Below are 15,095 nucleotides of genomic sequence, written 5' to 3'. Positions count from 1 at the left end.
AATGACCTCGAAACGTAATGCGTATATCCGTCCTATGTCAGGAAGCTGGTGGCAGTCGCTGCCGTTCTACCGTCTGTATATGCTGCGCGAAGGCACCGCCATTCCCGCGCTGTGGTTCAGTATTGAGCTGATTATCGGCCTGTTTGCTTTGAAGATGGGGCAGGAAAGCTGGGAAGGTTTTGTCACCTTCCTGCAGAACCCCATCGTCCTGCTACTGAATCTGGTGGCACTCGTCGCCGCCTTGCATCACAGCAAAACCTGGTTTGACCTGGCCCCAAAAGCACAAATTATTATCGTTAAAGGGGAGAAGCTGCCGCCGGAACCGATCATTAAAGGGCTATGGATCGTGATGATTATTTTAAGCGGCGTTGTACTGGCCGTGTCGCTGCTGGCTTAAGGAGTGATAATGAACACACAACCGCAACGTTCTGATGAGCCCATCTTCTGGGGCCTGTTTGGTGCCGGGGGCATGTGGGCTGCATTGGTCAGCCCGGTGATCGTTCTGCTGGTCGGCTTGTTGCTGCCGCTAGGCTGGGCACCGGCAGAGACGTTCAGCTATGAGCGGGTTCTGGGATTTGCTCAGTCACTGCCTGGCCGAGTCATCCTGCTGCTGGTGATTGTGATGCCACTGTGGTGCGCACTGCACCGCCTGCACCATAGCCTGCATGACCTGAAACTGCATATCCCTGCCAGCAAGTTGCTGTGCTACGGCATTGCCTCGCTGTTAAGCGTAGTAGCATTAATTGGCGTGATCGCCGTGTAAACCTATACTCAAGCCATTCGATCATTAAGGAATGGCTTATTTATATGTCGCTATGGAAAATGTTCACCGCAGGTGCCGGGGCGCTGCTCTCGGTTGCCTGCTCTACCACCCCGCCGCAAGGCGTTACCCCCATTTCTGGATTCAATGCCGAACGCTATCTTGGAAGCTGGTATGAGATTGCGCGCCTGGACCACCGTTTTGAACGTGGCCTGGAGCAGGTGACGGCCACCTACAGCAAACGCGACGATGGCGGGCTGAAAGTGGTTAACCGCGGCTTTAATACGCGCAAACAGCGCTGGCAGGAGAGTGTAGGTAAAGCGTATTTTACCGGCCCTTCTGATCTGGCCGCACTCAAAGTGTCATTCTTCGGACCGTTTTATGGCGGCTATAACGTGATTGCGCTGGATAACGATTACCAGCACGCGCTGGTGTGCGGGCCGAATCGGGACTATCTGTGGATTTTATCGCGGACGCCGCAGCTGCAAGACGGGGTAAAAACAGAGTTACTGGCTAAAGCACGCGGAGCAGGCTTTGCCGTGGATAAACTGATTTGGGTTAATCAGCGCTGACAAGGCTATCGCCGGTGCACCGCACCGGCCTTTCACACAGATTAATTCGTGCTTTTCTGAATTGCCTTACCACCCGCCTCAACATCTTCACCCACGCCGCGCGTGGTATTACAGGCAGAGAGTACGGAAGAGAGCACCAGAACAGAAAGAAGGGCAACAATACTTTTCTTCATAGCAATTTCCTTTTAATTAGAGATAAAGCACAGCGATGTAAGCATAGCTGTAATTTATGCGCTTGCCTGTATGGCAAAGCAAAAAGGGAATTTTTCAGACCAGAAGACGTTACTTATTGGCTGCATCGGTGATGGCACCGCCGAGATGCTGCACATCTTCGCCAAAGCCGTGGAAGGTATTACAGGCGCTGAGCGCGCAGGTCATCAACAATGCAACAGCTATGAATTTCAACATATACTTAAACTCACATCGTCAAGGATAAGGGCCTGACGGGCAGGCCCTCACTGGTTTGGGCTTATTTTACGCGTGAAACGTATTCGCCAGAACGGGTATCAACTTTGATCACTTCGCCAATCTGCACGAACAGTGGCACTTTCACTACCGCACCGGTAGACAGTGTCGCTGGCTTGCCGCCAGTCCCTGCGGTATCACCTTTCAGGCCCGGATCAGTATCCGTGATTTCCAGCTCAACGAAGTTCGGTGGTAACACCTGGATCGGTTTGCCGTTCCACAGGGTCACGATACACTCAGCGTTGTCGAGCAGCCATTTTGCTGCATCGCCCACGGTTTTCTCTTCAACAGGATGCTGTTCGAAGCTTTCCGGGTGCATGAAGTGGTAGAACTCGCCGTCGTTGTACAGGTAGTTCAGGTTAGTATCTACTACATCAGCGCCTTCAGCGGAGTCGGTAGATTTAAAAGTTTTCTCAACACGCGTTCCGGTCAACAGACGACGCATTTTTACGCGTGCGAATGCCTGGCCTTTACCCGGCTTAACAAACTCGCTTGATTCGATGGCATAAGGCTCGCCTTCGAACATGATTTTAAGACCGGGACGGAAATCGTTGCTAGAATAAGTCGCCATAAAGGCCCTCTACAATTTATTACTGGTACTTAGCCAAAAAAATGGCACACATTGTAACCCTAAATACCCCTGTGCGAGAAGAATGGTTGCATCAACTTGCCGATGTAATCACTGATCCGAATGAATTACTGCAACTTTTAGCGTTGCACCATCACCCTGATCTGGTTTCAGGCCATGACGCACGGCGTCTTTTCGCCCTGCGCGTCCCCCGGGCCTTTGCTGCACGCATGCGCAAAGGCGATCCGCAGGATCCTCTGCTGCTACAGGTTATTACCTCGCAGCAGGAGTTCGTTGATGCACCGGGTTACAGTACCGATCCGCTGGATGAGCAGAGCAGTGTGGTGCCGGGTCTGTTACATAAATATCGTAATCGTGCGTTATTGCTGGTCAAAGGCGGCTGTGCCGTCAATTGCCGTTACTGTTTTCGCCGCCATTTTCCGTACTCTGATAACCAGGGCAATAAACGCAACTGGCAGCAAGCCCTGGAGTATATCCGACAACAGCCAGAACTGGATGAGATTATTTTCTCCGGCGGCGATCCGCTGATGGCAAAGGATCACGAGCTGGACTGGCTGATCGCAGAACTGGAACAAATTCCACATATTAAGCGCCTGCGCATCCACAGCCGTCTGCCGGTGGTGATCCCTAAACGCATCACCGAAGCGCTGTGCCAACGGCTTGCACAGTCACGCCTGCAAACGCTGATGGTCACCCATATCAACCATGCGCAGGAGATCGACGACGACCTGCGCCATGGTATGCGTATGCTAAAACGTGCGGGTGTGACGCTGCTGAATCAGAGCGTGCTGCTACGGGGCATTAACGATGATGCCACCACGCTGGCCGCACTGAGCAATGCGCTGTTTGATGCGGGGATACTTCCTTATTACCTGCATGTGCTGGATAAGGTGCAAGGCGCAGCGCATTTCTACGTTGATGACCAGCGCGCACGCGCCATCGTGCGTGAACTGTTAGGTAAGGTTTCGGGTTATATGGTGCCGAAACTGGCGCGGGAGATTGGGGGTGAGCCGAGCAAAACGCCTCTCGATTTACAGTTACGTCAGGAATAGATGCGGCGGCATTGCAGCAATAAAAAAGGGTGCGCTTAAAGCCACCCTTTTTTATTCATCGTCAGAATGCCCATCAGGCCATAACGATCACGAGCACTTATACACCTGACCACTCATTTTGCTGTCGAGCGGTGCAAAGTTAGACCAGATGTTCTGGGTTGGACTGGTGGCACCATAAATGACGTTACCGCCCATCTCTGCCGCACGATTACGCAGATCGTTGGCTGCGCCACGCAGTGAACTGCCTTCGCCACCGGAACCTGAGAACCAGTTACTTTGTGCGCCGGTCACGTTGCCCAGCAGCTGGCAGCTACTTGCTGGTTGCTGATCGGTAAAGGTGACACGCTCGCCAGCTGAACTCAGTGTGTTGGATGAACTACAGCCTGCCAGCAGCAGCGCGAGCGCCGAGAATCCCAGTACGTGAATACGCATGCTTTTCCTCAAAATTGTAAAATTATACGACCCCATTTATACCCTTTTAACTGGCAAAAGAAAAACATACTTACTGATTTTCTTGCGCCCGCAACTGATTGCTTTTTGAACACACCATTAGAGTGATAATTAACACCCATTAAGTGATATATTTCCAGTTAAGAAATATATATTAATAACGATCGCTCCAAAAAAATCACATATTGAAACAACAAGAGTAAACACGCAAATAAAGATTTTACTATAAAGACAAACTTTTATTAAACACGGCACTGTGTATAATCGAGGCAGCAATTACCACTCAAGGATAACGAGTCAGGCTGCTATCACACATCATAAATAATGGACTATGCATGAAAAAAATCAGATCACCTCTCACCCTTACCGTGATGATACTGCTTGCATTAGGCTCTAATGAGATATTCGCATCCTCCCAAACAACCATAAAGTTGCAGGGCGAGATTATGCCCGGCTCATGCGATATCGGCATGAATAGCCCAGGAAGCATTAAGTTAAATCTGGCCGCTGGTCAGGGCAGCTCCCATTCGGGCAGAACGCTACTGCCCGAAAAAAAATTAGGCTTGATGATTCAATGTCAGGGAGCGACTTCGTTTGCTTTTCGCGCAAGAGACATTGCCCCGAATGCCGGCAACGTTCAGCTGGCGGGTGAACAGCAGCGTGATATTTTCAGCCTTGGCCTGACAAATAAAGGACAGGCAATTGGTGGCTACCTCGCCCTGATTGACCCTGAACACTCGCGAATGGACGGAAGAGTTATACCTAACGTGCTGGTTTCAGATAACGAAGGGGTTAGCTGGCGCACCGGGCAGTTCAGGCTGACTCCATCCGGTGAAAACATTTACTCCTGGGGTAGCCAGATAACACCAGGAAGCGCACGTCAGGTTAATATTGACATCATCCTGAAGCCTTTCATCTTCAATTTAAATCAGGCAGATGCAATAAAAATCGATGGAATGACAACGTTTGAAATTGTATATCTGTAAAAATCTCATTTGCTATTTTTATTTTAACTTAATTAGTTAACCCTACATCAATAGATGTAAAAATAAGCCTCCAAAATACATCAGACAACCTTTGATAAAGTTAAAAAAAACAAACATGCGACATTTAATCCTGCCTTCTGCATGTTAGGTTAAAAAGGGAATATCCAAGTGAAAGTGGAATTCAAGGAAACCCGCATTAAGTATTAAGCGTTCCCCTTACTCTCACAGGAGAGTATTTTCTTCATGAATAAAACGTATAAGGACTATACACACATGAATTTTAAAAAGACCGCGCTGGGCCTGTCTCTGTTGGCCGCTATCGCAACATCGGGCATGGCCAATGCAGGCAAATCACAGTTCACTGTAAAAGTTGATGGCATGATTATTCCTGCGTCATGCGATATTGGTAAAGGTGTCGGTTCAACGAGCATTAAGTTAGGAAAACTGATAGCCGATAATCTGAACCTGACGAAAGACACAATCCTACCCGTATCAAAACTGCAAATTAGGATTGACTGCCCATCCGCCACAGCCGTTGCCATCCAACCCACCGATGTCGCAGAAAAAGCGGGCCAGGTTTACTATATGGGCTTACAGGTGCCCGAAATTTTCAGCCTGGGAGCAACCTCTGACGGCGCGGTAATCGGCGGTTATATGGTGAAGCTCGACACCGATAGCACAAATGTAGACCAGGTTGGCGTGAGCAATTTCATCATTGCTCCTGTGGGGTCTAACGTCTGGAGTACTTTTGATAACACCAGCCGCCTTATTTCAGGTACCGGCCAGAAGATGTACTCCTGGACTACAGGGGATAAAAGCAATGCGCCTGTTATGGGTAAAAGCCATACCATCGGGCTGGAATTCACCCCGTTTATTTCCCCGGCATCCAAGCTGAAAACCTCTGAAAGAATCGATATCAAAGGTGAAGCGACTTACGATCTGGTTTACCTGTAATCCCAGATTAATTTCACCTAAATACCGGAGTGTTACAACCCGTAGCACTCCGTTCTTGTTACAGAGGTACCATGCGCTCCTTTACCCTGACCACACTGGCTCTACTCTGCTGCTCCTGGACAGCAGCGTCTTACGCCACCATGAAACCAGAAACCCCCATGCTGTTTATTCTTGAAAAGGATGGCGGCGGCAGCATCAATGTCACCAATACTGACGATCAGACAGAACTGCTGTATGTCAAAATTCACGATTTACCTGACGATCCGCAGCCCAAATTGTATGCCACTCAGCCCGTCATGCGCCTGGAAGCCGGGAAAACCCAGCTGGTGCGTTTTATTCTTAATAGTGACCGCCCACTCCAGGTTGAGCATCTGAAGCGTGTCACCTTCGAAGGCATCCGGCCGAAAACAGGCAATGATGAAAACAGAATTGACGTTAATATTCGCCAAAATATTCCAGTGATTATTCATCCACAAGGATTAGCCATGAGCGCCGATCCATGGAAAGCACTGGTCTGGAACCTCAACGGCAATAAGCTGACGGTACACAATCCCAGTCCCTATGTGGTCAGGCTGTCACAACAAATCAAGCTGCTTCCACAGGGGAAAAACGCACTGCTGACCAAAACCTATGTTCTGCCGCAGCAGACGGTGCCCGTGATGGTGAAAGAAGCCGCACAGCTCACTGGCACGCAGAAGGTCAGTATTGAAACCGTGTCGAAATATGGCTTCGACACCGGCAATGTTGAAATGTCGGTGACACATTGACCCCGGCGGTAAAAGGAAATTTACTGCACTCATTACCAAATGAAATGGAATAATGTGGAAGCTCATTTTTTTACTGCCCGCCAGTCTGATTTTTGTGGCGCTAAATTCTAATGCCACCGCCAACGAAACACCTTCCGCTTCTTTATCGGGTGAAACCTCGCCTGAAGACTGGGACGTTGAAACGTTAAAACGCCACGGCCTGGACCAGAGTGCACTGGAAAAGCTGGATCGGTTGGGCAAGATCCCTGCCGGATTGAATGTGATAGATATCAGCCTTAACGGTGATTTTATCGGTTCATTCCAATTACAGGTCACTCACCAGGGGGCGATTTGTTTCACTCCAGAGCTGTTTGAAGAACTGGGCCTGAGCGTTCCTGATGCCGCACGATCTCAAAAATGTTATGACTGGGCGGCCAGTGATAGCCAGATTAGTCTCGCCTGGCAGCAGGAAACACAGTCGCTCAGTATCGTAGTGCCCTCTTCATGGCTTGTCAGCCAGCGTCATGAGGGCGAATCCGGCGGCAGTGCCATCCACGTTAACTACAACTACTTTTCCAGTATGAATCTTTCCCCTGACCACCGGGAACGTTACAGCTGGCTGGCGTTGGATAGCGGTATCAATCTGGCCAACTGGATATTGCGCAGTCAGCAAAACGTTCAACAGGATAAACAGGGCCTGACGGCTACGGTTAACTCCACCTATCTGGAACGCTATGTTAGTAAGCTGAACAAGACCCTACAGGCAGGGGAAATTAACGTTAGAAATACCCTATTCGCCCTGGACACGTTAAATGGCTTTCAGCTCTCACCGGATGATGTGTTATCTCAGGGGGTGGGAGGAAGTGGCGTCAATATTGAGGGCATTGCTAATACCCCTCAAGCGCGTGTCGAAGTGCGACAGTATGATCAAATCATTTACAGCACCCTGGTGCCGGCAGGCCCGTTCAACCTGGACAATATTCCAGTACAAAACCTCAATGCCCCACTTGATGTCACGGTAGTAGAAAATAAGGGGGAAAATCAGCACTTTGTGGTTCCTGTCACCCAGCTTACCCATTTTAATCGCGGCAGCAGCCCCGGTTTCAGCCTGGCGATAGGCAGTGTAAAGAGAGTGGCACAGGACAGTGCTACACCGGCCATTTTGACGCTAAATCAGAACTGGCAACCTGGCCCCTCGTGGTCACTGCGCAGTGGAGCGCTGCTCAGCAAAAGCTACCATTCCCTTGCGATTTCGCTTAACGGCGTGCCGCAAATCCTTGCAGGCAGCAGCTCAATTTCACTTCAGGCTATCGTGGAACAGAACGATACTCGCCGCAGTAACGGCGCTCAATTGCAGCTTTCGGGTAGCCATAACCTGTCGCAGAATCTTTCCCTGTCTCTGGGAATGAGTAAAAATAGCCCGAGTTTTATCACGTTGAATGAAGCAAAACAGCGCAATAGTAACAACCACAACGACCAGCAAAATAACGAACTCAGCGTCTCTGCTAACTGGTCTCCTCAATGGCTGGGCACATTGTCCCTGAGCTATAGTCGCTCGCGCAGCTATCAGAATGATCAGTTATGGCGCTATGCCATGCTGTCCTGGAATCGTCGTTTCACTAAGAATCTTCGGCTGTCATTGAGTGCGTCGCAGGGCAGCGGCGGAAAGCAGAAAAATAAAAATATCTCGTTGAATGTTAACTGGTCGCTGGGAGAGACGCATTTTCGGCACTACTACCGCGCTTATAATCATCGTGATGTGTTGGGTAGTGAAGTCAGTGCGTCACTTTCAGACTACAGTGATTACAACCTGGCTCTGGAACAAACCAACAGCGATCATAACCGCTCGATCCAGGGCTCGCTCAACAGCGATCTGCGCTATACCCGCCTTAGTCTTAATGCCCAGCAGGACACCCAGCACAACAGCAACTACAGCGTGAGCGGTCAGGGTGCAGTCATTCTTTACCCTTATGGCGTGGGTTTCAGCAACAATCCGGTATCAGATACCTTTGGTCTGCTGGCACTCAGTCGTCCTGTGGCAGGGATCCCGATCATCACACCGGGCGGGATCGCGTGGACGGACTGGCGTGGAGAGGCAGTCCTCCCGGCGATACCGCCATGGCAGGATAGTTCGCTGAACATCGATGTGGATAAACTGCCTAAAAATATCGATGTGATTAATGGTCACCGCACGCTGCATCTGGCACGAGGCACGGTAAAAAAAGTGAAGATAGCAGTGCTCTCCGGCACGCGATTGCTGCTCACCGTCAGGCTTGCAAATGGCCAAATGTTACCGAAAGGCAGTACGCTATGGCGGAATGGGGAGCTCGTCACAGAAGCTGTAGATGAGGGCGTGGCGTTTCTCAGTAATGCAGCAGAACAGGCCAGTATGCAGGTAAAAATTGCGCGCAGTACAGAGGAGTGCATCATCAATTACCACATCGATGATGAGGACGACGACGATCGTACTCTGTACAAAAGGCTTGATGTGACCTGCCAATAAAAAACGCCCCGTCAGCGCAAACTGACGGGGCGTTCTGCATCACGTACCGCTAAGGGCAGTGGAGCGCGGGGGGATTACATCATTCCGCCCATGCCGCCCATACCACCCATGCCGCCTGCGCCTAAATCAGGCGCATCGCCTTTAGGCAGATCAGTCACCATACATTCGGTAGTGATCATCAGGCCAGCAACAGAAGCCGCGTACTGCAGAGCAGAACGGGTCACTTTGGTTGGGTCCAGGATACCGAAGTCGATCATGTCGCCGTATTCTTCGGTCTGCGCGTTGTAACCGTAGTTACCTTCGCCTGCTTTCACGTTGTTAGTCACAACAGATGGCTCTTCACCGGCGTTAGCAACGATCTGACGCAGTGGGGATTCCATTGCGCGCAGCGCAACTTTGATACCCACGTTCTGGTCTTCGTTCTGGCCACGCAGTTCAGACAGTTTAGACGCCACGCGTACCAGTGCAACACCACCACCAGCAACCACGCCTTCTTCTACTGCTGCACGGGTAGCGTGCAGAGCATCTTCAACGCGTGCTTTCTTCTCTTTCATTTCAACTTCAGTCGCTGCGCCCACTTTCAGAACGGCAACGCCGCCTGCCAGTTTCGCGACACGTTCCTGCAGTTTTTCACGATCGTAATCAGAAGTTGCTTCTTCGATCTGCTGACGGATCTGAGTCACACGGCCGTTGATCGCCACTTCTTCACCGGTACCATCGATGATGATAGTGGTGTCTTTGTTGATCACAACGCGTTTCGCCTGGCCCATATCTTCCAGACCTGCTTTTTCCAGTTCCATACCGATCTCTTCTGAGATAACGGTACCACCGGTCAGAACAGCGATGTCCTGCAGCATGGCTTTACGACGGTCGCCGAAACCAGGAGCTTTAACCGCAGCTACTTTCACGATGCCGCGCATGGTGTTCACCACCAGCGTTGCCAGCGCTTCGCCTTCAACATCTTCAGCGATGATCAGCAGTGGTTTACCGGCTTTCGCAACGGCTTCCAGCACTGGCAGCATTTCACGGATGTTGGAGATTTTTTTGTCAGCCAGCAGGATGAATGGAGATTCCAGCTCAACTGCGCCAGTTTCTGGCTTGTTGATGAAGTAAGGAGACAGGTAGCCACGGTCAAACTGCATACCTTCAACCACGTCCAGCTCGTCTTGCAGACCGGTGCCTTCTTCAACAGTGATCACGCCTTCTTTGCCCACTTTTTCCATCGCCTGAGCAATTAACTGGCCCACGGTTTCATCGGAGTTAGCAGAGATGGTACCTACCTGAGCAATCGCTTTAGAGTCAGAGCAAGGCACAGACAGTTTTTTCAGCTCTTCAACCGCGGCGATAACCGCCTGGTCGATGCCGCGCTTCAGATCCATCGGGTTCATACCCGCAGCGACGGCTTTCAGGCCTTCGGTGATGATGGACTGTGCCAGTACGGTAGCAGTGGTGGTACCGTCACCCGCAGCGTCGTTAGCTTTGGAAGCGACTTCTTTCACCATCTGAGCGCCCATGTTTTCGAACTTGTCTTCCAGCTCGATTTCACGCGCAACAGAAACACCATCTTTCGTGATGGTCGGTGCACCAAAAGATTTATCCAGAACCACGTTACGGCCTTTCGGGCCCAGGGTAACTTTTACTGCATCTGCCAGTACGTTCACACCGCGCAGCATTTTTACGCGCGCGTCATTACCGAATTTTACGTCTTTAGCTGCCATTTTATCTTTTTCCTTAAATTCGTTACGTTCAGTGAATTACGCGTTAATTACGCTTCAACAATCGCCAGAATGTCGTTTTCTGAGATGATCAGAACTTCTTCGTTGTCGATTTTTTCAGTTTTCGCGCCGTAGCCTTCGCTGAAGATGACCACATCACCTACTTTCACGTCCAATGGCTTCACTTCGCCATTTTCCAGGATGCGACCGTTGCCAACAGCCAGGATTTCGCCACGAGTAGATTTACCCGCCGCAGAACCGGTCAGCACGATGCCACCTGCAGATTTGGATTCAACTTCTTTACGCTTGACGATAACACGATCGTGCAATGGACGAATTTTCATTGTTAGCTCTCCTTTGAGAAGTCCAATCAGTTTTGGGATGAAAGCCGGGCTGCATTGGCTACCGGCCTCGTGACGGAAGAGATGCGGCCGCCGAGGAGGCCTTTCAAGGGCCAGAAGTAATTTTTTTTGTTAACTGCCTCTTTAGGTGTTTTTTTGTACATCCTGTTCGGCAGGCAAAAAAAACGGCGCCCCGTCAGGAAAGCGCCGTGATTGACGGGCAAAACATTAACGCCTGTCGTCGTTGCGGTCATGCTCAATCAGATTCGATTCTTTACGCTCGTATTCACCATCAACGGTAAACCCGCTATCAGGCGCAGCGCCCCCACCGCCCCAGACTTTCAGATGCGGCATCAGCTTCAGCGTCAGATGCTTTTGTACCGGAGGCAACAGCAGCAGCAGACCAATGAAGTCAGTAAAGAAGCCTGGCAGTAACAGCAGGAAACCCGCCAGCACCAGCGAGACACTCTTGATCATCTCTGCCGCCGGGCGTTCGCCCGCATTCAGCTTCTGTTGCATCAGCATAAAGTTTTTCATCCCCTGGTTTTTCACCAGAGAAATGCCAATGCAGGAAGTGAAGATCACCAGTAGCATGGTCATCAACACGCCCATCACATGGGCAACCTGAATGAAGAGAGAAATCTCGATCCATACCAGGGCAAATATTACTAAGAACGGTAACCAGCGCACCGTATTCTCCTGTATCAATGGCCACCCTGCAGAGTGCACGGCGGCATAAAATGGCGATCGTAGTGACCGATAGTATAGAAGGTGGGAGCGAGGACCCCCTTTTTCAACGGGAAATGTTGAAATAGATGCGACACCTTTCATTGTGAGTACGATCACATATCATTGAAACTGTTTGATATGGCAGGCAGTTTAAGTGATCTGGCTTCAGGCTTTTGCATCACGACAGAATATGATCGTGCTCGGTGTGACGCAAACAGATAAAATCTTGCGGCAGCCGTTCTCCGGCCCGATATTCTCTGGATGTCGACCGCAGAAACAGGCACTTAAATTGTGATGATTTTACCGGTATTCCTTTAAAGAAGGTTCTCATGACTAATAACATTCGTATCGAAGAAGACCTGTTAGGTATGCGTGAAGTCCCCGCGGATGCTTACTACGGTGTTCATACTCTGCGTGCGATTGAAAACTTCTATATCAGCAACAACAAAATCAGTGACATCCCTGAATTTGTACGCGGTATGGTCATGGTTAAAAAAGCGGCGGCGCTGGCGAATAAAGAGCTACAAACTATCCCGCGCAACGTGGCAAACACCATTATCAGTGCCTGTGATGAAGTGCTGAACAACGGCCGGTGTATGGATCAGTTCCCGATCGACGTTTACCAGGGGGGGGCTGGCACCTCGGTAAACATGAACACCAACGAAGTGCTGGCCAATATTGGCCTCGAGTTGATGGGGCATCAGAAAGGGGAGTATCAGTACCTCAATCCGAATGACCACGTAAACAAATGCCAGTCCACCAACGATGCCTACCCAACCGGGTTCCGCATCGCGGTTTACAGCTCCATTTTGAAACTGCTGGACGCTATCGGCCAGCTGAGTGAAGGCTTCCAGCGGAAAGCGGTGGAATTTAACACCATCCTGAAAATGGGCCGTACCCAGCTTCAGGATGCCGTGCCGATGACACTTGGCCAGGAATTCCATGCCTTTAACGTGCTGCTGAATGAAGAGATCCGCAGCATTCTGCGCACCGCCGAACTGCTGCTGGAAGTCAACCTGGGCGCGACCGCCATTGGTACTCGTCTGAATACACCGGACGGCTATCAACAGCTGGCCGTACAAAAGCTGGCAGAAGTCAGCGGCCTGGCCTGCGTGCCGGCAGAAGACCTGATCGAAGCCACCTCCGACTGCGGTGCCTACGTGATGGTGCACAGTTCGCTGAAACGCCTGGCGGTTAAGCTGTCGAAAATCTGTAATGACCTGCGTCTGCTCTCCTCCGGCCCACGCGCTGGCCTGAACGAAATTAACCTGCCGGAATTGCAGGCTGGCTCTTCAATCATGCCTGCCAAGGTTAACCCGGTCGTCCCTGAGGTCGTCAATCAGGTGTGCTTCAAGGTCATCGGCAACGATATTACGGTGACGATGGCTTCTGAAGCGGGCCAGCTCCAGCTGAACGTGATGGAACCGGTCATCGGACAGGCGATGTTTGAGTCCATTCATATTTTGACCAACGCCTGCTACAACCTGCTGGAAAAATGCGTCGATGGCATTACCGCCAACAAAGCGGTGTGCGAAGCCTACGTGTTTAATTCCATCGGTATTGTCACCTACCTCAACCCGTATATCGGCCACCATAATGGCGATATCGTCGGCAAGATCTGCGCCGAAACCGGTAAGAGCGTGCGGGAAGTGGTACTGGAGCGCGGTTTACTGACCGAAAGCGAGCTGGATGATATTTTCTCTACGCAGAACCTGATGTTCCCGGTGTACAAAGCAAAACGCTATACCGATGAAAACGAACAATAACAGACCGGATATCTAACTTTTTAAGGCACGTTGTTCACCCGAACACCGTGCCTTTTTACTTTTCACAGCACACAAAATTTTAACGGTTTATTAGCAAAAAAATTAAGGAACACCCTATGTTATTACCTGAGCTTATCGTCGTCTTTGCCGCGATTTATCTGGGAAGCCGGCTGGGAGGGATCGGCATCGGCTTTGCCGGAGGTCTCGGGGTGCTGATTCTCACCCTGGGGTTTCAAATCAAACCGGGTGCCATCCCGTTCGACGTTATCGAAATCATTATGGGCGTTATTGCCGCTATCGCCGCGATGCAGGTTGCTGGCGGGATGGATTATCTGGTCAATCTGGCCGAGCGGCTGTTGCGTAAACATCCGCGCTATATCACCCTGCTGGCACCGCTGGTGACCTATGTGATGACCCTGCTGGCGGGGACCGGGCACACCGCGTTCTCCACGCTGCCGGTGATTGCCGAGGTGGCCAAAGAACAGGGCATACGCCCTTCCCGTCCGCTGTCGATTGCCGTGGTCTCTTCGCAGATTGCCATCACCGCCTCGCCGATTTCAGCGGCCGTGGTGTTTATGGCGGGCATCCTCGAACCCAAAGGCATCAGCTACCTGATGCTGCTGGCGGTTGCGATCCCCTCCACGATGGCGGCTATCTTTATCGCTGCGCTGCTCACCAACTTCCTTGGTAAAGAGCTGAAGGATGATCCGGTATATCAGGCCCGGCTGGCAAAAGGCGAAGTGGCCCTGCGTGGGGCCAGCAAGTTTAAAGAAAAACCGGGAGCCAGGCGCTCAGTACTGTTGCTGCTGGTCGGCATTGTCGCCGTGGTGCTTTACGCCACCGCGATCAGCGATGCGGTTGGCCTGATTCAAAACCCGGTGCTGCCGCGTAATGAAGCCATCGTGGTATTTATGTTGACCGTTGCCGCGCTGATCTGCTTAACCTGCAAGATTGATACCGGTGAAATTCTCAGTGCCAGCACCTTTAAATCCGGCATGAGTGCCTGCGTCTGCGTACTCGGCGTTGCCTGGCTGGGGGATACGTTTGTCAAAGCCCACATCGGCGATATCCAGCAGGTGGCAGGTGAGTTGCTGCACGATTATCCATGGATGCTGGCTGTGATCCTGTTCTTTGCCTCAACGCTGCTTTACTCGCAGGCGGCAACCACCAAAGCGCTGATGCCGGCAGCCCTGATGCTGGGTGTTTCCCCGGTCACTGCGGTGGCATCATTTGCGGCGGTATCCGCTCTCTTTGTGCTGCCGACCTACCCTACGCTGCTGGCCGCGGTGGAAATGGACGATACCGGCTCCACGCGTATCGGCCGTTTTGTGTTTAACCACTCGTTCCTGATCCCTGGCACGCTGGCCATTGTGCTGTCGGTGGCGTTTGGTTTCCTGTTGGGTGGCATTATTCTCTAATCTCTCCCCGGGCCGATCGGAAAAAATGATCGGCCCCTGGATCCTGTAG

Annotated in this window: 17 protein-coding genes; 10 read left to right on the top strand and 7 right to left on the bottom strand. The window is 51.2% G+C overall.

What is annotated here, in order from left to right; genetic code table 11:
* Position 1: 1 nt before the first annotated feature.
* The 3 genes from frdC to WH277_RS24015 are packed head-to-tail and all read left to right on the top strand — an operon-like array spanning position 2 to position 1,332.
* Complete coding sequence (frdC, locus tag WH277_RS24025) at positions 2 to 397, top strand: fumarate reductase subunit FrdC (protein ID WP_159336790.1); 396 nt, start codon at positions 2 to 4, stop codon at positions 395 to 397.
* Positions 398 to 406: 9 nt separating this feature from the next.
* Positions 407 to 763 (top strand): fumarate reductase subunit FrdD, encoded by a 357-nt coding sequence (gene frdD, locus WH277_RS24020; RefSeq protein ID WP_205945503.1) that lies wholly within the window; start codon positions 407 to 409, stop codon positions 761 to 763.
* A gap of 44 nt (positions 764 to 807) precedes the next feature.
* Complete coding sequence (locus tag WH277_RS24015) at positions 808 to 1,332, top strand: lipocalin family protein (RefSeq protein ID WP_212813344.1); 525 nt, start codon at positions 808 to 810, stop codon at positions 1,330 to 1,332.
* Positions 1,333 to 1,373: 41 nt separating this feature from the next.
* Here WH277_RS24015 and WH277_RS24010 read toward each other — a convergent pair whose 3' ends face one another.
* The 3 genes from WH277_RS24010 to efp form a co-directional block, all read right to left on the bottom strand.
* On the bottom strand, positions 1,374 to 1,505 hold the full coding sequence (locus WH277_RS24010; RefSeq protein WP_133842572.1) for an entericidin A/B family lipoprotein: 132 nt from the start codon (positions 1,503 to 1,505) through the stop codon (positions 1,374 to 1,376).
* Between the two features lie 109 nt (positions 1,506 to 1,614).
* The gene (locus tag WH277_RS24005) at positions 1,615 to 1,740 is read right to left on the bottom strand and encodes an entericidin A/B family lipoprotein (RefSeq protein WP_133842573.1); all 126 of its coding nucleotides are present in this window, start codon (positions 1,738 to 1,740) and stop codon (positions 1,615 to 1,617) included.
* Positions 1,741 to 1,801: 61 nt separating this feature from the next.
* Positions 1,802 to 2,368 carry an elongation factor P gene (efp, locus tag WH277_RS24000; protein ID WP_133842574.1) on the bottom strand — a complete coding sequence of 189 codons (567 nt, stop codon included), beginning with the start codon at positions 2,366 to 2,368 and terminating at the stop codon, positions 1,802 to 1,804.
* Between the two features lie 41 nt (positions 2,369 to 2,409).
* Between efp and epmB the strand changes: the two genes are divergently transcribed.
* Complete coding sequence (gene epmB / locus WH277_RS23995) at positions 2,410 to 3,438, top strand: EF-P beta-lysylation protein EpmB (RefSeq protein WP_133842575.1); 1,029 nt, start codon at positions 2,410 to 2,412, stop codon at positions 3,436 to 3,438.
* A gap of 87 nt (positions 3,439 to 3,525) precedes the next feature.
* Here epmB and WH277_RS23990 read toward each other — a convergent pair whose 3' ends face one another.
* On the bottom strand, positions 3,526 to 3,870 hold the full coding sequence (locus WH277_RS23990) for a DUF4156 domain-containing protein (RefSeq protein WP_133842576.1): 345 nt from the start codon (positions 3,868 to 3,870) through the stop codon (positions 3,526 to 3,528).
* Positions 3,871 to 4,223: 353 nt separating this feature from the next.
* Between WH277_RS23990 and WH277_RS23985 the strand changes: the two genes are divergently transcribed.
* From WH277_RS23985 to WH277_RS23970, 4 genes are all read left to right on the top strand, one after another.
* Positions 4,224 to 4,874 (top strand): hypothetical protein, encoded by a 651-nt coding sequence (locus WH277_RS23985; protein WP_133842577.1) that lies wholly within the window; start codon positions 4,224 to 4,226, stop codon positions 4,872 to 4,874.
* A gap of 243 nt (positions 4,875 to 5,117) precedes the next feature.
* Positions 5,118 to 5,828: a hypothetical protein gene (locus tag WH277_RS23980; protein WP_339507227.1), complete on the top strand. Its 711-nt coding sequence runs from the start codon at positions 5,118 to 5,120 to the stop codon at positions 5,826 to 5,828.
* 71 nt (positions 5,829 to 5,899) lie between these two features.
* On the top strand, positions 5,900 to 6,595 hold the full coding sequence (locus tag WH277_RS23975) for a fimbria/pilus chaperone family protein (protein WP_159336787.1): 696 nt from the start codon (positions 5,900 to 5,902) through the stop codon (positions 6,593 to 6,595).
* A gap of 52 nt (positions 6,596 to 6,647) precedes the next feature.
* Positions 6,648 to 9,077, top strand: a complete 2,430-nt coding sequence (locus WH277_RS23970; RefSeq protein WP_339507224.1) for a fimbria/pilus outer membrane usher protein — start codon at positions 6,648 to 6,650, stop codon at positions 9,075 to 9,077.
* A gap of 74 nt (positions 9,078 to 9,151) precedes the next feature.
* Here the strand turns inward: WH277_RS23970 and groL are convergent, their stop codons facing one another.
* The 3 genes from groL to WH277_RS23955 all read right to left on the bottom strand — a co-directional run bounded on the left by groL (position 9,152) and on the right by WH277_RS23955 (position 11,823).
* Complete coding sequence (groL, locus tag WH277_RS23965; protein WP_133842581.1) at positions 9,152 to 10,795, bottom strand: chaperonin GroEL; 1,644 nt, start codon at positions 10,793 to 10,795, stop codon at positions 9,152 to 9,154.
* Between the two features lie 47 nt (positions 10,796 to 10,842).
* The gene (locus WH277_RS23960) at positions 10,843 to 11,136 is read right to left on the bottom strand and encodes a co-chaperone GroES (protein WP_133842582.1); all 294 of its coding nucleotides are present in this window, start codon (positions 11,134 to 11,136) and stop codon (positions 10,843 to 10,845) included.
* Positions 11,137 to 11,361: 225 nt separating this feature from the next.
* Positions 11,362 to 11,823 (bottom strand): FxsA family protein, encoded by a 462-nt coding sequence (locus WH277_RS23955; RefSeq protein ID WP_339507221.1) that lies wholly within the window; start codon positions 11,821 to 11,823, stop codon positions 11,362 to 11,364.
* Between the two features lie 368 nt (positions 11,824 to 12,191).
* On the opposite strand from WH277_RS23955, the gene aspA reads away from it, so the two are divergent.
* Both aspA and WH277_RS23945 read left to right on the top strand, forming a co-directional pair.
* Positions 12,192 to 13,628, top strand: a complete 1,437-nt coding sequence (gene aspA / locus WH277_RS23950; RefSeq protein ID WP_133842584.1) for an aspartate ammonia-lyase — start codon at positions 12,192 to 12,194, stop codon at positions 13,626 to 13,628.
* 116 nt (positions 13,629 to 13,744) lie between these two features.
* Positions 13,745 to 15,046, top strand: a complete 1,302-nt coding sequence (locus tag WH277_RS23945; protein WP_167864317.1) for an anaerobic C4-dicarboxylate transporter — start codon at positions 13,745 to 13,747, stop codon at positions 15,044 to 15,046.
* The last annotated feature ends 49 nt before the right edge of the window (positions 15,047 to 15,095 follow it).

Origin of the sequence: Erwinia sp. MYb416 (genome assembly GCF_037479575.1) — a bacterium.
Taxonomy (GTDB): domain Bacteria; phylum Pseudomonadota; class Gammaproteobacteria; order Enterobacterales; family Enterobacteriaceae; genus Erwinia; species Erwinia rhapontici.
The sequence above is the reverse complement of the archived record's forward strand: the minus strand, read 5'-3'. Positions and strand labels throughout refer to the sequence as shown.

Bases quoted from the DNA above. Each gene is read 5' to 3' on its own strand.
- frdC (WP_159336790.1), top strand. From the start codon at position 2: ATGACCTCGAAACGTAATGCGTATATCCGTCCTATGTCAGGAAGCTGG.
- frdD (WP_205945503.1), top strand. From the start codon at position 407: ATGAACACACAACCGCAACGTTCTGATGAGCCCATCTTCTGGGGCCTG.
- WH277_RS24015 (WP_212813344.1), top strand. From the start codon at position 808: ATGTCGCTATGGAAAATGTTCACCGCAGGTGCCGGGGCGCTGCTCTCG.
- WH277_RS24010 (WP_133842572.1), bottom strand. From the start codon at position 1,505: ATGAAGAAAAGTATTGTTGCCCTTCTTTCTGTTCTGGTGCTCTCTTCC.
- WH277_RS24005 (WP_133842573.1), bottom strand. From the start codon at position 1,740: ATGTTGAAATTCATAGCTGTTGCATTGTTGATGACCTGCGCGCTCAGC.
- efp (WP_133842574.1), bottom strand. From the start codon at position 2,368: ATGGCGACTTATTCTAGCAACGATTTCCGTCCCGGTCTTAAAATCATG.
- epmB (WP_133842575.1), top strand. From the start codon at position 2,410: ATGGCACACATTGTAACCCTAAATACCCCTGTGCGAGAAGAATGGTTG.
- WH277_RS23990 (WP_133842576.1), bottom strand. From the start codon at position 3,870: ATGCGTATTCACGTACTGGGATTCTCGGCGCTCGCGCTGCTGCTGGCA.
- WH277_RS23985 (WP_133842577.1), top strand. From the start codon at position 4,224: ATGAAAAAAATCAGATCACCTCTCACCCTTACCGTGATGATACTGCTT.
- WH277_RS23980 (WP_339507227.1), top strand. From the start codon at position 5,118: ATGAATAAAACGTATAAGGACTATACACACATGAATTTTAAAAAGACC.
- WH277_RS23975 (WP_159336787.1), top strand. From the start codon at position 5,900: ATGCGCTCCTTTACCCTGACCACACTGGCTCTACTCTGCTGCTCCTGG.
- WH277_RS23970 (WP_339507224.1), top strand. From the start codon at position 6,648: ATGTGGAAGCTCATTTTTTTACTGCCCGCCAGTCTGATTTTTGTGGCG.
- groL (WP_133842581.1), bottom strand. From the start codon at position 10,795: ATGGCAGCTAAAGACGTAAAATTCGGTAATGACGCGCGCGTAAAAATG.
- WH277_RS23960 (WP_133842582.1), bottom strand. From the start codon at position 11,136: ATGAAAATTCGTCCATTGCACGATCGTGTTATCGTCAAGCGTAAAGAA.
- aspA (WP_133842584.1), top strand. From the start codon at position 12,192: ATGACTAATAACATTCGTATCGAAGAAGACCTGTTAGGTATGCGTGAA.
- WH277_RS23945 (WP_167864317.1), top strand. From the start codon at position 13,745: ATGTTATTACCTGAGCTTATCGTCGTCTTTGCCGCGATTTATCTGGGA.